Below are 13,904 nucleotides of genomic sequence, written 5' to 3' on the forward strand. Positions count from 1 at the left end.
GCCGCGACGGACTTCTCGATGTGATCTTCGCCGGTCCGGCCCTGTTGGCGAATGACCGATAGCGGCACATCTGTCCGTTTCTCGTGAACGACGTTTCACTGACGGCCAGTTGACATTGTTGTGATCCCGTCACAACAGCGCTCCCCCTGTTGGGAACAGCCATATCGAGTGGTTAAAGTAGCCAAAGGCGTCAGCAGGAGATGCCTGCCGCGCGAGCGCCTGTGGCTGCCCGGTGCGGTACGACGTACAAGTCTCATGGGGGACGTTGACTATGGCTGGTCAGCAGTACACAACCACCGAGGAGGAGATGGTCGCGTTCAGCGGCAAGATCTCCTCGGTCAACCAGTCGATCCAGGGCGAGATCTCGCGCCTGAACACGGTCGTCGACACCATCACGTCTGGTTGGAAGGGTGCTGCGGCCTCCTCGTACAACCAGCTCCAGTCAAAGGTGAACGAGGACGCCACCCGTCTCAACCAGCTCCTGGGTGAGATCAAGGAAGCGATCGACCAGACCACCAAGAACTACTCCGCCTCCGAAGAGGAGCAGGCGCAGTCGATCTCGCACATCTCCGCCTCGGCTTCCCCGTTCGGATGATGGGGCCGCGCCGCTGACCGCGGCGCACGGCCCAGCCGCCGCAGCCCGGGCCCGCCGGTCGTACCGCCGGCCCGCTGTGGTGCGTGAATCGACCAGCATCATCAACTCCTGAGGAGACACCATGTCAGGCCAGATCCTCGTTAATTTCGCGACGATCTCGCAGGCCAGCTCCGACGTGCGCGGAACGGCCAACAACATCCGTCAGCAGCTCGACGACCTCGAGGCGGGCGTCAAGAAGATCGCCGCGAGCTGGGAAGGTGCGGCGCAGGAGGGCTACCAGGCCCGCCAGCGCGAGTGGGACCAGCGTGCCGCTTCCCTGCACTCGACGCTCGAGGCCATCGCCAAGGCGCTGGACCAGGCCGCTCAGAACTACCAGGCCACTGAGCACAAGAACTCCGGCATCTGGGGAGGCTGACCTTCGGTCAGTCGAGCCGGATACGGCCAGACCTGAGCAGCCCGGCTGCTCGCACAGTGGTCCATGAGGGCGAGCGCGCTGCATCAGTGCGCTCGCCCTTCTGCCGTCCACCACCCCTTCACTCCTCCGCCTCCTTCCTCTCACCCTTCATTCCTGCCTAATTCGCCACACATGGAGAGCTGAAAGCCCGTGGGATCTCGCGCCATTGGTCACCGAGCCGGGCACCGCCGCCGAGCGGCGGGTGCACTGGTCACGGCGGCGTGCATCGTCGGCCTGTCGAGTGCCACCGCCGCACCGGCGGTCGCGGACCCGAACGTGCCGCTCAACAGTGGTGAGTGCAAGTTCGGCACCAACGACATCAAAGAGACCCCCTGGTCGCTCCAGCGCCTCCTGACCAACCAGATGTGGGCCGACACCAGAGGGAAGGGCGTCAAGGTCGCCGTCATCGATACCGGCATCGACGCGGGCAACTCGCAGATCAAGCCCAACATCGGAGGCGGCGGCAAGAAGTTCGTCCCCGGCGAGGGCAAGCCGACCGACGATCGGGTCGGCCACGGCACCAAGGTGGCGGGCATCATCGCCGCCATTCAGAAGCCGGGTTCGGGTTTCCACGGAATCGCCCCTGAAGCGACCGTCATTCCGCTGCAGCAGACCACCGAGGAGAAGGCCGGCACCGCCGCGAGCCTCGCCGCCGCCATCGACCACGCGGTCGGGCTGGGGGTCGACATCATCAACATCTCCCAGGGCACGGACGCCGGCCGGGAGAAGCTGGTGCCCCTCAGGGCGGCGATCCAGCGAGCCGCCCAGAAGAACGTCCTCATTGTCGCGTCGGCCGGAAACGACGGCGCGAGCGGCAAGGAAAAGAACATGTATCCCGCCGCGTTCCAGGAGTTCGACAACGTCCTGTCCGTTGCCGCCTCGGACCGCAACAATGAGCGCGCCCCCTTTTCCCAGCCCGGAAAATGGGTCGACATCGCCGCGCCCGGCGTGAACATGGTTTCCACCGTCCCGGATGGCGGCAACTGCGTCGACCAGGGCACCAGCTTCGCCGCACCCTATGCCGCGGGCGCCGCGGCCCTCCTGATCGCGAAGCACCGGAACGAGGTCCCGAAGTGGACCCCGCAGCAGGTCATCTGGCACCTGGAGCAGACCGCGGAGCGTGTGCGCCCGAAGGCGGACCAGAACATCGGCTGGGGCGTCGTCGACCCGGTGGCCGCCCTCAACGACGACACCAGGCCCACCGCCGAACCCCAGCCGGACAAGCCCTCCAACGCGGCTGACGGCTCCAACATCTTGCCGGCCGCCGTCACCATCGGTGAATCCGCCGAGGAACGACGCGCCCGCATCTCCATCTACATTGTCGGCGGCGGCCTTCTTGCCGTCGCCGCGGTCGTCGGCTCCGCCATCGCGCTCCGCGACTGGCGTCGGAAGAACGCATAGCACACACGGGGAGGCCAGGTATGGCTAACGATTCCTATCGCGTTGATCTCGACAGACTCGATGAGGTCGTCAAGAAGCTCAACAACGTGCTCAAGGACATGCAGAGCGCCTCGGGCAAGGCCAAGAGCGGGACGCATCTGCCGGACGGCGCGCTGGGCAAGGGCTTCGAGGAAGAGCGCGAACTCCGGCAGACGCATGGCGAGATGAAGGACTTCATCGAGCAGCACGTGCTCAACAAGCTGGAGGGTCTGATTGATGATCTCCAGAAGAAGACTACGAGGACTCATGGCGCCTATCAGGACCAGGAGCAGAGCACGAGCAACGCGTTGAAGAACGGCCACTCTTCATCGCAGAACAAGTACTCCTGATCGACGGTAATGAGCTCGCAGAGGAAGAGGGGGCAGGGGCGTGGGTAGTTACGCGGACAGTAAGTACGCACCACAGGACAAGTGCTATGCCATCGAGAACACCACGAAGTTCCACAAGATCGACTTCACGACGCTGAAGTCCATGGTGGCCGATGCGAAGCCGGAGACGGTCGCCGGCGTTTCCCACGCCTGGAAACAGGTACACGACGCGATGGTGGCCGACAACGGCGGTGGTATCCGCGCGTACTTCGACAAGGCCATCGACGAGGTCTTGGAGCACTGGGAGGGCGACGCGGCGGAGGCGTTCCGCAAGCGCGCCAAGGGGATCAGCGAAAACATCGGGAACGGCGCTCTGTATGCCAAGAACGTCAGCGAGGGCATGGGCCGTGCACATGAGGCCCTGAGCGAGTACAAGAAGCACCTCGACGGCATGGAGATGCCTGACTTCGGCGACCGGGCCTGGGACTGGGCGACCGACAACATCGCCCGCCAGGACGAGAAGGCGGACTCGCAGCTGGCCAGTGGTAAGAGCGCGACTCAGGTCGTCGAGGACAACGAGGACGACCTGTCGGCCCAGAAGGAGACCCAGCTGAAGGCTGCGGCGACCATGGAATATCTGGGCGCTGCTTACCGGACCAATTCGGCAGCTATCGGGAAGCCGACGGCCCCCAATGTCGACGACCCGAACAGCATCCCGCCGCCGGACAATCCGGGTATTCCGCCGGTTCATTACCCTCTCCCGGGAAGCGTCACCAAGCCCAAGGGGATGTCCAAGGGTTCGATGAAGCCCCTGGGGCAGGGGCCGGGGCTCTCGAGCGACGGCCTGAAGACGCCGGGGATCAACGGCGGCATCGGCAACACGATGCCGGGCAAGGGCTCCTTCACGCCGCCGAGTGTGGGTACGGGGCTTGACAGCGTCACTCTGCCGCAAGCGCCCACTGGTCCCGGCGGCGGTGTCGGTGTCCCAGGTGGTGCCGGTGGTGGCCCTGGTACCGGAGGCCTGAGTGGTGGTGGCGGTCCCGGCGGTATCGGGGGCGGCCCGGGCGGCGTTCCCGGTATGCCGGGCGGTATGGCCGGCCGCGGCACGCCCGGAGGACGCACCGGTGGGACCGTTGGTGGTCGCCCTGGTGGTACGTCCGCCGGAGCTGGGGCAGCCGGCCGTGGGGCCGGCCGTCCGGGCATGCCCGGTATGGCCGGTGCCGGTGCGGCGGGCGCCAAGGGCGGTGCCACGGGTGCTGGTGCAGCAGGCCGTGGCGGCGGTCTCGCCCGCCAGAAGGGTGGCCTCGTCGGCGGCGGTACCGGAGGCAAGGGAGTCGGCGGCACCCAGGGTGGCTCGGGTTTGCACCGCAGCCGCGGCGGCGCCCAGTCGGGTGAAGGCGCTTCCGGTAGCCGGCGTCCGGCCGGGATGCCCGGGGCGCACGGTATGCACGGTGCCAAGGCCAAGGACGACAAGGGGCAGAACGGCGAGCGCCCGGACTACCTGGTCGAGGACGAAGAGACCTGGACGCCCGAGCGCAATGTGGCTCCGAAGGTGATTGAGTAGCTAGCCTTCGGGTGTGACAGCGGCGGAAACGAGGTGGGCCCGCAGTCCTTCGGGCTGCGGGCCGCAACCTGTTGAGGAGAGGTGTTACAGCATGGGCTTCACGCGGACGCTGCGTGCGGTGGGTGGCGTAGCGGTGGCAGGAGCGCTGCTCTTCACCGCCGCGCCTACCGCTTCGGCGGACTACATCAGGGACGGACAGTGGGCGCTTGACGCGTTCAATCCGCAGAAGGTGTGGAAAGAGTCGACCGGTAAGAACGTCACCGTTGCGGTCATCGACTCCGGTGTCAACGGGGATCACGTCGACCTCAAGGGCAATGTGCTTCCAGGGAAGAGCTTTGCTGACGGGGGTGGTACAGCCGATCATGAATCCGGCGATGACCACGGCACAGCAATGGCCGCCTTGATCGCGGGGCATGGGCACGGTCCCAACCACGCTGACGGCATCATGGGTCTGGCACCTGATGCGAAGATCCTTCCGATCAAGAGGAACGAATCGGTTGGTGGAAACGCGAACAGCATCGATGGCCCAATTCGCTACGCGGTTGATCACGGCGCAAAGGTCATCAACATGTCCTTTGCTGGACCTTACGCGCTGAATGAGCAGGAAAAGAGCGCCATCAGCTATGCCGTAAAGAAGGACGTGCTGCTGGTTGCTGGTTCCGGTAACGAAGGCACCAGTAAGGCGTCGTATCCAGCTGCAGCGTCCGGTGTGTTGGCGGTCGGTGCAGTAGCCGAAGACGGCAAGGTCCTTGACAAGTCGAACTACGGCCCGCACATCCGCCTGATTGCTCCGGGCGAGAACATCTACTCTGCCGGAACTACCCCGAAGTACCGGCAAGCCACCGGCACCTCCGACGCCACGGCCTACGTATCCGCCGCCGCGGCCCTCGTTCGCTCGAAGTTCCCGGATCTCACCGCGGGTCAGGTCGCCAATCGGCTCACGAAGACGGCGATCACTCCCGATGGCAAGACGGGCATCACGTCGCCCGACCCCAAGTACGGCTACGGCGTGATTCGTCCGTACAGGGCCCTCTCGGAGGACATCCCCGACGGGTCGAAGAACGGGCCGCTCACGATGCCGAAGGATTCTGAGCCTTCTGCCGGCGCGGGTGCGGATGCTCCGGGGAACGAAGCTCAGGAGAGCGCGAGCGACAAAGCGGGCAGCCTGAGCCCCCTCGCGCTCGCCGGTATGGCTCTCGGCGTGGTTGTCGTGCTGGGAATTGTCATCGGTGTGGTCGTTGCCTCGAAGAAGCGCCGCAATGGTCCGCCTCCTGGTGGCACTGGCTTCGGTGGTCCGGGTGGCGGCTCCGGAGTTCCGCCCCAGCAGCAGTTCGGTGCCTACCCGCAGCCGGGAGGCCCTGGTGCTTACCCGCAGTCGGGAGCACCTGGTGCTTACCCGCAATCGGGAGCGCCTGGCGCTTACCCGTCGGCACCTCCCACTCAGCCTCCGGGGCAGTGAGGTCTCCTCGTCTTCGCTGTAGAGATCTCCGGGTGGTAATCAGGCGCCGGACCGCCGCAATTCGCTAGGGCACCTCTCCTCGAAACGAGCTGGTGGCAGGCGCCTGGTGTAGTAGCGGGCCACCGCGCAGTCGCAGTTCCGGGCAATCGGATGGGGCCCACAGCCGAGGAGGCTGTGGGCCCTTTTGCTGTGACCGTGGGACGCCGGATCAGCCGAAGACCGAGCGGACCTCGTCCGTTACGCCCTGGTTGCGGGTGGCTGCGCCGCCGGTGTGGCGGTCGGTGTGGCGCTGGGCGGCGTCGAGGCCTCGGTTGGTGAGGTCTTGCCTGGCGTGGTCGATGTAGGTGCCGGGGTCGGTGAGGCTGGTGACGCCGTCCTTGTACTCCTGGGCGCCTTCCTTGATGCCGTCGACGTATTCGCCGGCCTTGTCCTTGGCGATGTCGGTGGTTTCGCCCCAGTCGATTCCGTCGCGGGCGCCGAAGTGGCTCTCGATGCCCTGTTGCGCGACGTTCTGGGCCATCTCCGTGGCGGCTTCCTGGGCCTTGGCCTTGCCCTCTTCGACGATTTTGTCCCGGGCGATTTCCTTCGCCTGATCGACGACCTTGTCCTTGACGGTTTCCTTGACCGTCTTCTTCACATAGTCCGCCGCAATCTTGCGGGCTTCCTTGGACACGGCCTTCTTCGCCATCTTCTTGATGGCGTCCATGGTGGCGTGCTCCATGGCCTTGGTGGCCGCCTCCATGACCTCGCGTTTGATCTTGTCGAGGATCTGACGGACGATCACTCGCGTCGCCTGAGTGGCGCCTGCGGCACCGATCTCGGACAGACCGAGGGTGAAGGGCGCGGCGGCCTGTGCCGCGATGATTTCGGCGGCCAGAATCACGAGCTGGACAATGACCGCGATTTTCCCGGCGAGAACGGCGAGGGCGGCCGCGTCGAAGGCGAGAGCGATGACTTCAGCGGCCGCGGCGGCGTCGCGGAGGTAGTTGTCCCCGCTGTCTCCGCCGCCGGAGAAGGTTCCCCATTCGTTCGCAAAGCCCTCGATCGCATCACCGGAGTTGGCGGAGACGACTTCATTGGCTGCCGAAGAGCCCTGCGAGGATGCTTGATTGACCGACTCGGCGAAGTTGCGCCAGGCCTGCGCGCATTCGTGGAGCTTGTCCTCGTCGGCGTCCGGCCAGTTGTAGCCGAGGAGGTCCAGGACCCAAGCTACCTCGCTTGGCAGCGTCAATGACACAGTAATCGTCCCCCGTGCAGTTGTAGCCGATTGCGGAGTGCAATGGTGGTGGAGAAGAAGGAGAAGAGAGGCTGATGGCGCGCATCAGGGGGCGGGGCGCGGGGCTCAAAGGGCCGGCCCGGGCTCATGGGTGGCGGGACGGGCGTCAGATGGCCGGGCGGCCGACCGCGCTGATGGTGTGAATGCCCTGCTCGTCGGATTCGGTGTACGAGACGGCCATGTTCTGGAGCTTGTCGCCAATACCTTCGAGGCGTTCGCCCAGGGAGTCCATCGACTCGAACATGCCGTCCCTGATGGGCGTGTAGATCGTTTCGAAAATATCGCCGAAGTCGCAGTTCTCCCAGGGGCTGCCAAGGCCTTCAAGATCGTCTTGGAGCTTCTTCGACGCCTTGGAGAAATCGCTGCCGATGTGCACGAACGCGTTGCCCTGTGTGCGCAGCACATCCGGCTCTACATCAAACGCCTTGCCTGCCACCACTGCCCCCGTATTGCGGGATGTCCCGCGCAGATACTTGTCGCATCCTTAACGATTCCACATTAGGCGATCTGAACGCAGACATGTCAAGGCGAGGGGTGTGGAGGGAATGTGGGAGTCCTGTCGCATCAACAGCGTTTGGATTCGGGGGAATTGACCCACCTGGGGCATTGGTGAATCTTGTGGGGCGGCATGGATGTGCGTGCCGCGACGGCGTATTGAAAGGGAAGGTTAAATATTGGTACGCCGTTGGTCAATCATTTGGATTTCCGGGGCGGAGTGACGGTGGTGAGTTCTCGGTGTGCGGTGTTAGGTGTTCGGTGTTGAGTGTCCGGCGTCGGCGGGCCAACCGGCCCCTTCATGGGGCGAGTTGAAGCTCGGCTCGGGGATCGGGGCGGACCGGCGATCACTCGTCCCGTAGCATTCCCGCTCATGGACGTACCCGGCGATGAAGAGCCCCTCTCCGAGACTTATGTGGGACTGACGCCTCGTCAGGCCCGGCGAATACGCATCGTCCTGGCCTCGGTGCTGATGGCCGCGATGGCCGGGGTGCTCGTGGTGCGCCTGGCGTCGCGCACATCGGTGCTGGTGGTCGGGGTGTACGGAGCCGCACTGGTGCTCTGCGGTGTGGTGATCGAACTCAGCCGTAACGGGCGCACCCGGCTCGGCACCTGGTTGCTGGGCATCGGCCTGGCGGCCGCCCTCGCCTCGGACTGGCTGCTGTTGCCCTGAGGTGAGGCCGGGGGAGGACCGGGGAGAAGGGGAGGGCAGCCCCAGCCCCCCGATCAAAGCCCCCAGCCCCCGGTCAAAACCCCCAGACCCCCAGTCCCTCAGAACAACCCGTGCCACATCTGCTCAATGACCAGCGACCACCAGTTGCTGTCATCGTCCAGGGCCCATGAGTCGATCGCCGCGATCTGGTCCTGGAAGGTGGCGACCGCCGTTCCCGCCGCGTACGGGTCCATGCCCTGCATCTGCCGGCGCGTGGTGACCAGCAGGGCGAGCGAGCGGAGGTAGGCGGACAGGGTGCGGTTGACGAACCGGCCGCCGCCCGAGGACGGTTGGACCGCCCAGACGGTGCCGACCAGGTTCTGATTCTCCTCCGCGGCGGTGCACTGGACGGCGAGCGTGTAGAGGCCGTCGGTGCCGATCCGGACGTAGCCGGCGAGGGTGGCCAGGGTCTGTTCCTGGGCCTCGGTGCCGGTTTCCCGCAGGTAGGTCGCCACGTCCGTGAACAGTCCGCCGGCGGGCGGGGAGTCCGACCGGTCGGCGGTGAAGAAGTACGGCACCTGAGCCGGCAGACCGGCCCAGACCAGGGTGTTCTTCGTGGCCTCGGGCAGCGGGCCGGTGGCGAGGTCATCGGCGTCCGGGCGGGTGACGCCCTGGGGCCCGAAGACCTCCACGAGGTGCTTGCCGAGTGCCACGTCCCGCATCGGCGGTGCGGCCTCGACCCGCTGCGGCACCGGCAGCCGGTGCGGCCGCGGCGGTGGCTGCTGTCCCGCCAACTGGTGCATCAGCGCGACGTGCTGCAGCAGTCCGGTGATGCCCTCGGCGCGCTCCTTGGGCCGCATGCCGTAGCCCTGGGTGCAGGAGAACGTGGCGTTCGGGAAGGTGCGGAGGATGAAGTCGCCGGGGTAGCCGCCGGGCAGGAGTGCCGACCGCAGATCGGTGTGGACCGCGCGGACGTTCGCGGGGTGCACACCCAGCCGCTGCAGCTCGTCGAAGAGCTGGAACTCGGCGGGCGGCAGTCCGGGCGCCGAGACACGGGCGAGGCTGGTCTCCTCGCCGGTCGCCGGGTCGGGGTAGGTCGCGACGGCGGTGTTGCCGGGGCCGGTGACCGGCGGCTCGGCGGGTGCCGCCGGAGCCGCGGCGGCGCCGGCACCGTGCTTCTGCTGGTACATCCGCACGACCTCGTCGACCGGTACGGACGGCCACACCGTCAGCTCGCCGGACGTCCGGTCCACGACGCCGCAGGCGGCACCGACCTCGGCGGGCGGGCGCCGCTGCCCCGTCTGCGGGTCGACCTCCGGAGGCGGCGGTACGGCCCACACCACCCAGCCGAGGTCGAACTCCTGCATGGCCACCTCGCGCGGGGGACCCTGATGTCCCTCGGGGTTGAGCCAGCGGGCGGCGGTGGCATGTGCCTGCGCCTGGTTGATCACGAGTGGTCTCCTTCGAGGCCGTCGGAAGCGTCGGAGTCGGCGGAGCCGGTGCGCTGGGCCGGCACGGTGGGGGTGGCCGCGGGTGCCGCGGCGAGGATCTGCCGGGCGGTCACCCCGCGTGCGGTGGCGACGACAAGCACCCCGTCGGGCGAGAGATCGGCGCCGGTGAGCGGGGTGTCCGAGAGCAGCGCGGCCACCACCTCCTGACCGGCGCGGTCCCAGACCCGCAGATAGTCGGCGCCCCGGCTGAACCCGAAGGGCGCCGCCGCCTTCGCCTCCTCGGAGGGCAGCCGCACCTGCGCCGGGTCGGCGTCGACATAGCCGGGCCGCAGCAGATCGTGCAGGAGCAGCGCCGAGCCGCCGGCCTCGGAGGAGTCGCCGTCCGGGCCGGGCATCGTACGGGAGCCGGGGGTGCCCTCGGGGACGACGAGGGCGGCAACGGGGCGGGGCGCGGCCGTGCCGGACGCCGGTAGCGGTCCTTCCCCGCCGCCCCCGGCGCCGTCCGCGCCCGGGGCCGTCGCGGTCGTACCGTCCCCGCCCTCCTGGGCCAGGGAACCGGTGGTCACGGCGCGGACGCCGGCCAGCGGCACGCTCCACAGCGTGCGCCACGGCAGGGCGAAGTCGAGGGTGTGCAGCGCCTCCGCGTACGGCGCCAGCCCGTCCTCGACGAAAGCGGTCTCCAGAAACGCCGCCCGCATGCCGGCCGGGGCCTGGGAGCGGGTCAGCAGCGGAGCGGTGCGCAGGTACGTACGGGCCGGGGCGCCCAGCTGCTCCAGCGGTACGGCCTCGATGGCGGCCCGCATCGTCACCGGATCGGCGTGGGCGAACAGGCCCGGATCGGTGAGGAGTTGGGGCAGCAGACCGGCGTCGAGGGTGTGGGCGGCGAGATGGTCGCGGATGTACGGATCGGCCTTGGACCAGTTCTGCTGCGGCACCGCTTCCAGCAGCGCCATGGCGATCTTGGTCTGGGCGTCCCGGACGTCCGGCAGCCCGGAGCGGATCTCCTCGGCGATCCCCGGGTGCTGCAGACGCAGCAGCGTACGGCCGCCGTCGGCCCCGGCCCCGTCCTCGTCGTCCGCGTCCCCGGCCTGCTCGACCGGCTGGATGAACGGCGCGGCCAGCAGCATGCCGTCGGCGAGGTCCTGGCTCATGTCCCGTCCGGCCACGGCGTTCGCCAGCGCACCCCACAGCTGGACGGGCAGGCCCTCGCCCTCGGCGAACGCGAGCGGAGCCAGCAGCAGCCGCAGGGTCTGCGGATCGGCGCCCAGCCGGCGGGCATGCAGATCGAGGGCCTCGCCGACGCTGCCGGGCAGCAGGGTCTCGTCCGCCGGGTCGAAGCCCTCGGGCTGCATGAGCAGGGACTGCACGGCGAGCTGGACGGTCAGCCGACTGCCGTCCGCGCGCCGGGCGAGGGACTCGGCGAGCGTCCGGCGCACGGCCGGGTCGGTGGTGAAGGGGAGTCCGGGCGCCCCGGCGTCGGGGTCGAGCGCGGTCAGGGCGTGCAGCACCAGACCCTCGGGGTCGGCCCACTCGGGCGCATCGAGATCGATGATCTGCACCTGGCCGGGCGGCAGCGCCTCGGCCAGCTCCGCGGCCAGCTCGCGCGGCACATCGGCGAGCAGCTGCACCTTTTCGGCGGCGGCGAGCGGCTTGAGCACCTCCCGTACGAGGCGGGCCGGCTCGTTGGCGGCACGTACCGGGCCGGCCCGGTCGACATCCGGCACCACAATCGTCACCGGCTCTTCACGAGCGGCGAGTTCGGGGCAGATGTCGTCACGGCGGTCCGCGCTCAGTCCGAAATGATCGGCGATGAGCCACAACACCTGTGCCGCGGTGCGCCCCGAGGGGCTCGGTACGGCGGGCGCCGGCAGGTCCGGGGGCACGGTCGCCGGGTCCAGGTCGTCCAGCGGCAGCTGCTTGCGGTAGCCGGGATCGCACATCATCAGGAAGCCGGTGACCAGGCGCGAGCGCCCGCTGCCCGGGTTTCCGGTGAGCACGACGACGCGCGGGGCGCCGGGCCACCGCATCCGCCAGGCCGCGAGCGCGCGGAGCGCCGCGGTGCGGCCGCCGACAAACGGATGAGGTGCGTATCCGGCCGCTGCGGCGTTTCCTTCATCTGAGGCGCTCATGGCTTCCTCGTCCCCCATCAATCCCGCCTCCACCTTTGTGGATTCCTGCGTGTACCGGCTCGATCCTATGATCCGGACCGCGCGCACGGGACGGCGCGGGGGTGGCTGTGCCGGAACTGGAACACGCAGGCCGGGACCTTGCCGGGCGACTGCGTCAGGTGGCTCGCGAGTCGCGCGTTAAGTGAGTTGTCCCCTGGGTGTGATGTGGAGAAAGCGGGAATGCCCTGTGCCGAAAGGAAGCAGATCTGCCCGAGGAATCCGGCGGCCGATCTGCTTTCTTCCGTATCGCCTCTATGGACTCTTTGAACTGATTTCGGCGGCGGAAAAGATCGGCCGCTCCCGCCGCACCGCCGCCCGGCATCGCGCGGGCGGTGGCCGGTCAGCCCCGGTGCCCGCCGCCCCGGCCGCCGCGCCGCGGAGTGGACACGATGTTGCCCGTCGGACCGTCGCGCTCGGCGCGCTCCTCGTCCTCCTTGGCTTCCTGCTCCTTCTGCCAGGCGGCGAACTTCTCGCGCGACTCCTCGCGCTCCGCCATGGTCTGGTTCTCCGCGGCCCGCCGGATCTCGTTCATCCGGTCACCCAGCGCGTCCATGTACCGCGGCGTCTCGATCGCGTCCTTCATGCCGATGCGGCCGGAGAGCACCTCCTTGGCCATCTCCTGGAGCTTGCCGCCGACGTTGGGGTTCTCCGCCAGGACCTTCAGTGCCTTACGCAGCCGGTGTGCCTGCTCCGGATCCTGGGCGACGTCCATCAGGTCCTCGTCCTGGATCTGCCGTTCGTTGCTCATCCCTGCCCCCTTGAACGTGATGGCACAGCAACCGCGTGTGCTGCACCGGCGTCCTGAAGTCTAATGACGGATGTGAACAGGTCGTCAAGGAGGGGCTTGTCGGTATTGCCGCATATTGCTCCGTATGCATTCCGCGGTTCGCCGTCCGCCCGCTCCGGAGAGGGCTTCGTGCCTATTGCGGGTGTGCTAGACCTGAGGCGATGTTGGCAGGTAGCTGTCATTCAATTCGGGGAGAAATGATGTCCGACGAAGTCCGGCTCAGTACAGAGGAGTTGCACAAGCTCGGTGCGACCTTCGAGATACGCGCGGAAGAACTGGGCCGGCAGCTTGCCGCATTCAGACGACGGGCCGATGCCGAGGCCCTTCGGGACGGTTTCGGCAGCGAGGAGGAGGCCCGGCCGTTCCGTGAGCTGTACGAACAGGCCGAGCAGGCGCTCGTCCAGCTGCAGCAGCGGCTCGCCGAGGTCGGCGGAGGGATCAAGGAGACCGTCGCGAATACGCAGGCGGCCGAGGAAGAGCTGGTCGAGATGATGCGGAGCGTCAAGTGAGCGAGCGACGCAACCCCGAAGCCCTGCACGAAGCGGCGGCCGGCTGGCGGGAGATGGGCAAGCACCTCGACGGGCTCGTCCGCGATCTGGACCGGCACGTCGGCACCGCCGCCGCGGCCAACTGGCACGGCCCGGCCGGTGAGGCGTTCGCGGGGGAGTGGCACCGCCTCAAGCGGTCCGTCGACGACGCCCTGCCGGCCTTCGAACTGGCCGCCGCCGACCTGGAGAACGCGGCCGCCGCACCCTCCGAGGACAAGGGCGGCGAGGAACACCACGAGGCACCGCCGGTGAAGAACTCCGCCACCACGCAGTCGTCGTCCGGCCCCGAGGTCGCCTACGGCTTCATGGCGCTCGGCCAGCTCGCCAACGGCCTCGGCGGCGCGTTCGGCAAGCGCGGCGGGGGCGGCGGCCAGTCGCGGGGACCGGTCGTACGGCACACCTGGGAGACCTCCACGGCCGCGCAGGGGCCCGACCCGTTCGGACCGGCGAAGAACGGCGACGCCAAGACGCGTGGCGGCGAGGGCATCGCCAAGGGCGTACGGACCCAGCCGGACGTCGCGGAGCCGGCCCCCGGCGAGGAGCGGACCCCGAAGGCCGGGCAGGACAAGAAGGGGACGGCCGCCGAGCCCGCCGCCGCTGCCGCCACCGGCGGCGACGCCCGCGCCAAGGGCGCCCCGGCGTCCGGCGGCGAGGCTCCGGGCCAGCCCGCTCCCGACGTCACCCAGCACGGCGCGTTCGGCTGACCG

At 68.2% G+C, this 13,904-nt stretch carries 14 protein-coding genes; 9 read left to right on the forward strand and 5 right to left on the reverse strand.

Going from position 1 to position 13,904, the window contains the following annotated elements; translation table 11 throughout:
• Positions 1–271: 271 nt before the first annotated feature.
• From NUT86_RS29620 to NUT86_RS29645, 6 genes are all read left to right on the forward strand, one after another.
• Entirely contained in the window at positions 272–595 is a 324-nt protein-coding gene (locus NUT86_RS29620) for a WXG100 family type VII secretion target (RefSeq protein ID WP_026170319.1), read from the forward strand.
• Between the two features lie 121 nt (positions 596–716).
• The gene (locus tag NUT86_RS29625; RefSeq protein ID WP_018093366.1) at positions 717–1,010 is read left to right on the forward strand and encodes a WXG100 family type VII secretion target; all 294 of its coding nucleotides are present in this window, start codon (positions 717–719) and stop codon (positions 1,008–1,010) included.
• Positions 1,011–1,325: 315 nt separating this feature from the next.
• A complete protein-coding gene (gene mycP, locus NUT86_RS29630; RefSeq protein ID WP_018093365.1) occupies positions 1,326–2,450 on the forward strand; it encodes a type VII secretion-associated serine protease mycosin in 1,125 nt (374 codons plus the stop codon).
• A 20-nt stretch (positions 2,451–2,470) separates the two neighbouring features.
• A complete protein-coding gene (locus NUT86_RS29635; protein WP_109892854.1) occupies positions 2,471–2,818 on the forward strand; it encodes a hypothetical protein in 348 nt (115 codons plus the stop codon).
• A gap of 40 nt (positions 2,819–2,858) precedes the next feature.
• Positions 2,859–4,361 carry a hypothetical protein gene (locus NUT86_RS29640; protein WP_274738423.1) on the forward strand — a complete coding sequence of 501 codons (1,503 nt, stop codon included), beginning with the start codon at positions 2,859–2,861 and terminating at the stop codon, positions 4,359–4,361.
• A gap of 91 nt (positions 4,362–4,452) precedes the next feature.
• Complete coding sequence (locus NUT86_RS29645; protein ID WP_274738424.1) at positions 4,453–5,820, forward strand: S8 family serine peptidase; 1,368 nt, start codon at positions 4,453–4,455, stop codon at positions 5,818–5,820.
• Positions 5,821–6,028: 208 nt separating this feature from the next.
• Here NUT86_RS29645 and NUT86_RS29650 read toward each other — a convergent pair whose 3' ends face one another.
• Both NUT86_RS29650 and NUT86_RS29655 read right to left on the reverse strand, forming a co-directional pair.
• Positions 6,029–7,057, reverse strand: a complete 1,029-nt coding sequence (locus tag NUT86_RS29650) for a WXG100-like domain-containing protein (protein ID WP_187413083.1) — start codon at positions 7,055–7,057, stop codon at positions 6,029–6,031.
• Positions 7,058–7,202: 145 nt separating this feature from the next.
• Positions 7,203–7,532, reverse strand: coding sequence for a WXG100 family type VII secretion target (locus NUT86_RS29655; RefSeq protein WP_274738425.1), 330 nt, complete (start codon positions 7,530–7,532; stop codon positions 7,203–7,205).
• Between the two features lie 432 nt (positions 7,533–7,964).
• Between NUT86_RS29655 and NUT86_RS29660 the strand changes: the two genes are divergently transcribed.
• Complete coding sequence (locus NUT86_RS29660; RefSeq protein WP_109892863.1) at positions 7,965–8,264, forward strand: hypothetical protein; 300 nt, start codon at positions 7,965–7,967, stop codon at positions 8,262–8,264.
• A gap of 98 nt (positions 8,265–8,362) precedes the next feature.
• On the opposite strand, the gene NUT86_RS29665 is transcribed toward NUT86_RS29660, so the two are convergent.
• The 3 genes from NUT86_RS29665 to NUT86_RS29675 all read right to left on the reverse strand — a co-directional run bounded on the left by NUT86_RS29665 (position 8,363) and on the right by NUT86_RS29675 (position 12,610).
• Positions 8,363–9,694: an SUKH-4 family immunity protein gene (locus tag NUT86_RS29665; protein WP_274738426.1), complete on the reverse strand. Its 1,332-nt coding sequence runs from the start codon at positions 9,692–9,694 to the stop codon at positions 8,363–8,365.
• The gene (locus NUT86_RS29670) at positions 9,691–11,823 is read right to left on the reverse strand and encodes an ATP-binding protein (protein WP_274738427.1); all 2,133 of its coding nucleotides are present in this window, start codon (positions 11,821–11,823) and stop codon (positions 9,691–9,693) included. Before NUT86_RS29670 ends, NUT86_RS29665 begins: the two co-directional genes overlap by 4 nt.
• A gap of 379 nt (positions 11,824–12,202) precedes the next feature.
• Positions 12,203–12,610: a hypothetical protein gene (locus NUT86_RS29675; protein ID WP_018093358.1), complete on the reverse strand. Its 408-nt coding sequence runs from the start codon at positions 12,608–12,610 to the stop codon at positions 12,203–12,205.
• A gap of 239 nt (positions 12,611–12,849) precedes the next feature.
• On the opposite strand from NUT86_RS29675, the gene NUT86_RS29680 reads away from it, so the two are divergent.
• Entirely contained in the window at positions 12,850–13,158 is a 309-nt protein-coding gene (locus NUT86_RS29680) for a hypothetical protein (RefSeq protein ID WP_109892867.1), read from the forward strand.
• Positions 13,155–13,901 carry a WXG100 family type VII secretion target gene (locus NUT86_RS29685; RefSeq protein ID WP_274738428.1) on the forward strand — a complete coding sequence of 249 codons (747 nt, stop codon included), beginning with the start codon at positions 13,155–13,157 and terminating at the stop codon, positions 13,899–13,901. Before NUT86_RS29680 ends, NUT86_RS29685 begins: the two co-directional genes overlap by 4 nt.
• The last annotated feature ends 3 nt before the right edge of the window (positions 13,902–13,904 follow it).

This window comes from Streptomyces sp. G7(2002), from assembly GCF_028870195.1.
Lineage (GTDB): Bacteria > Actinomycetota > Actinomycetes > Streptomycetales > Streptomycetaceae > Streptomyces > Streptomyces nigrescens.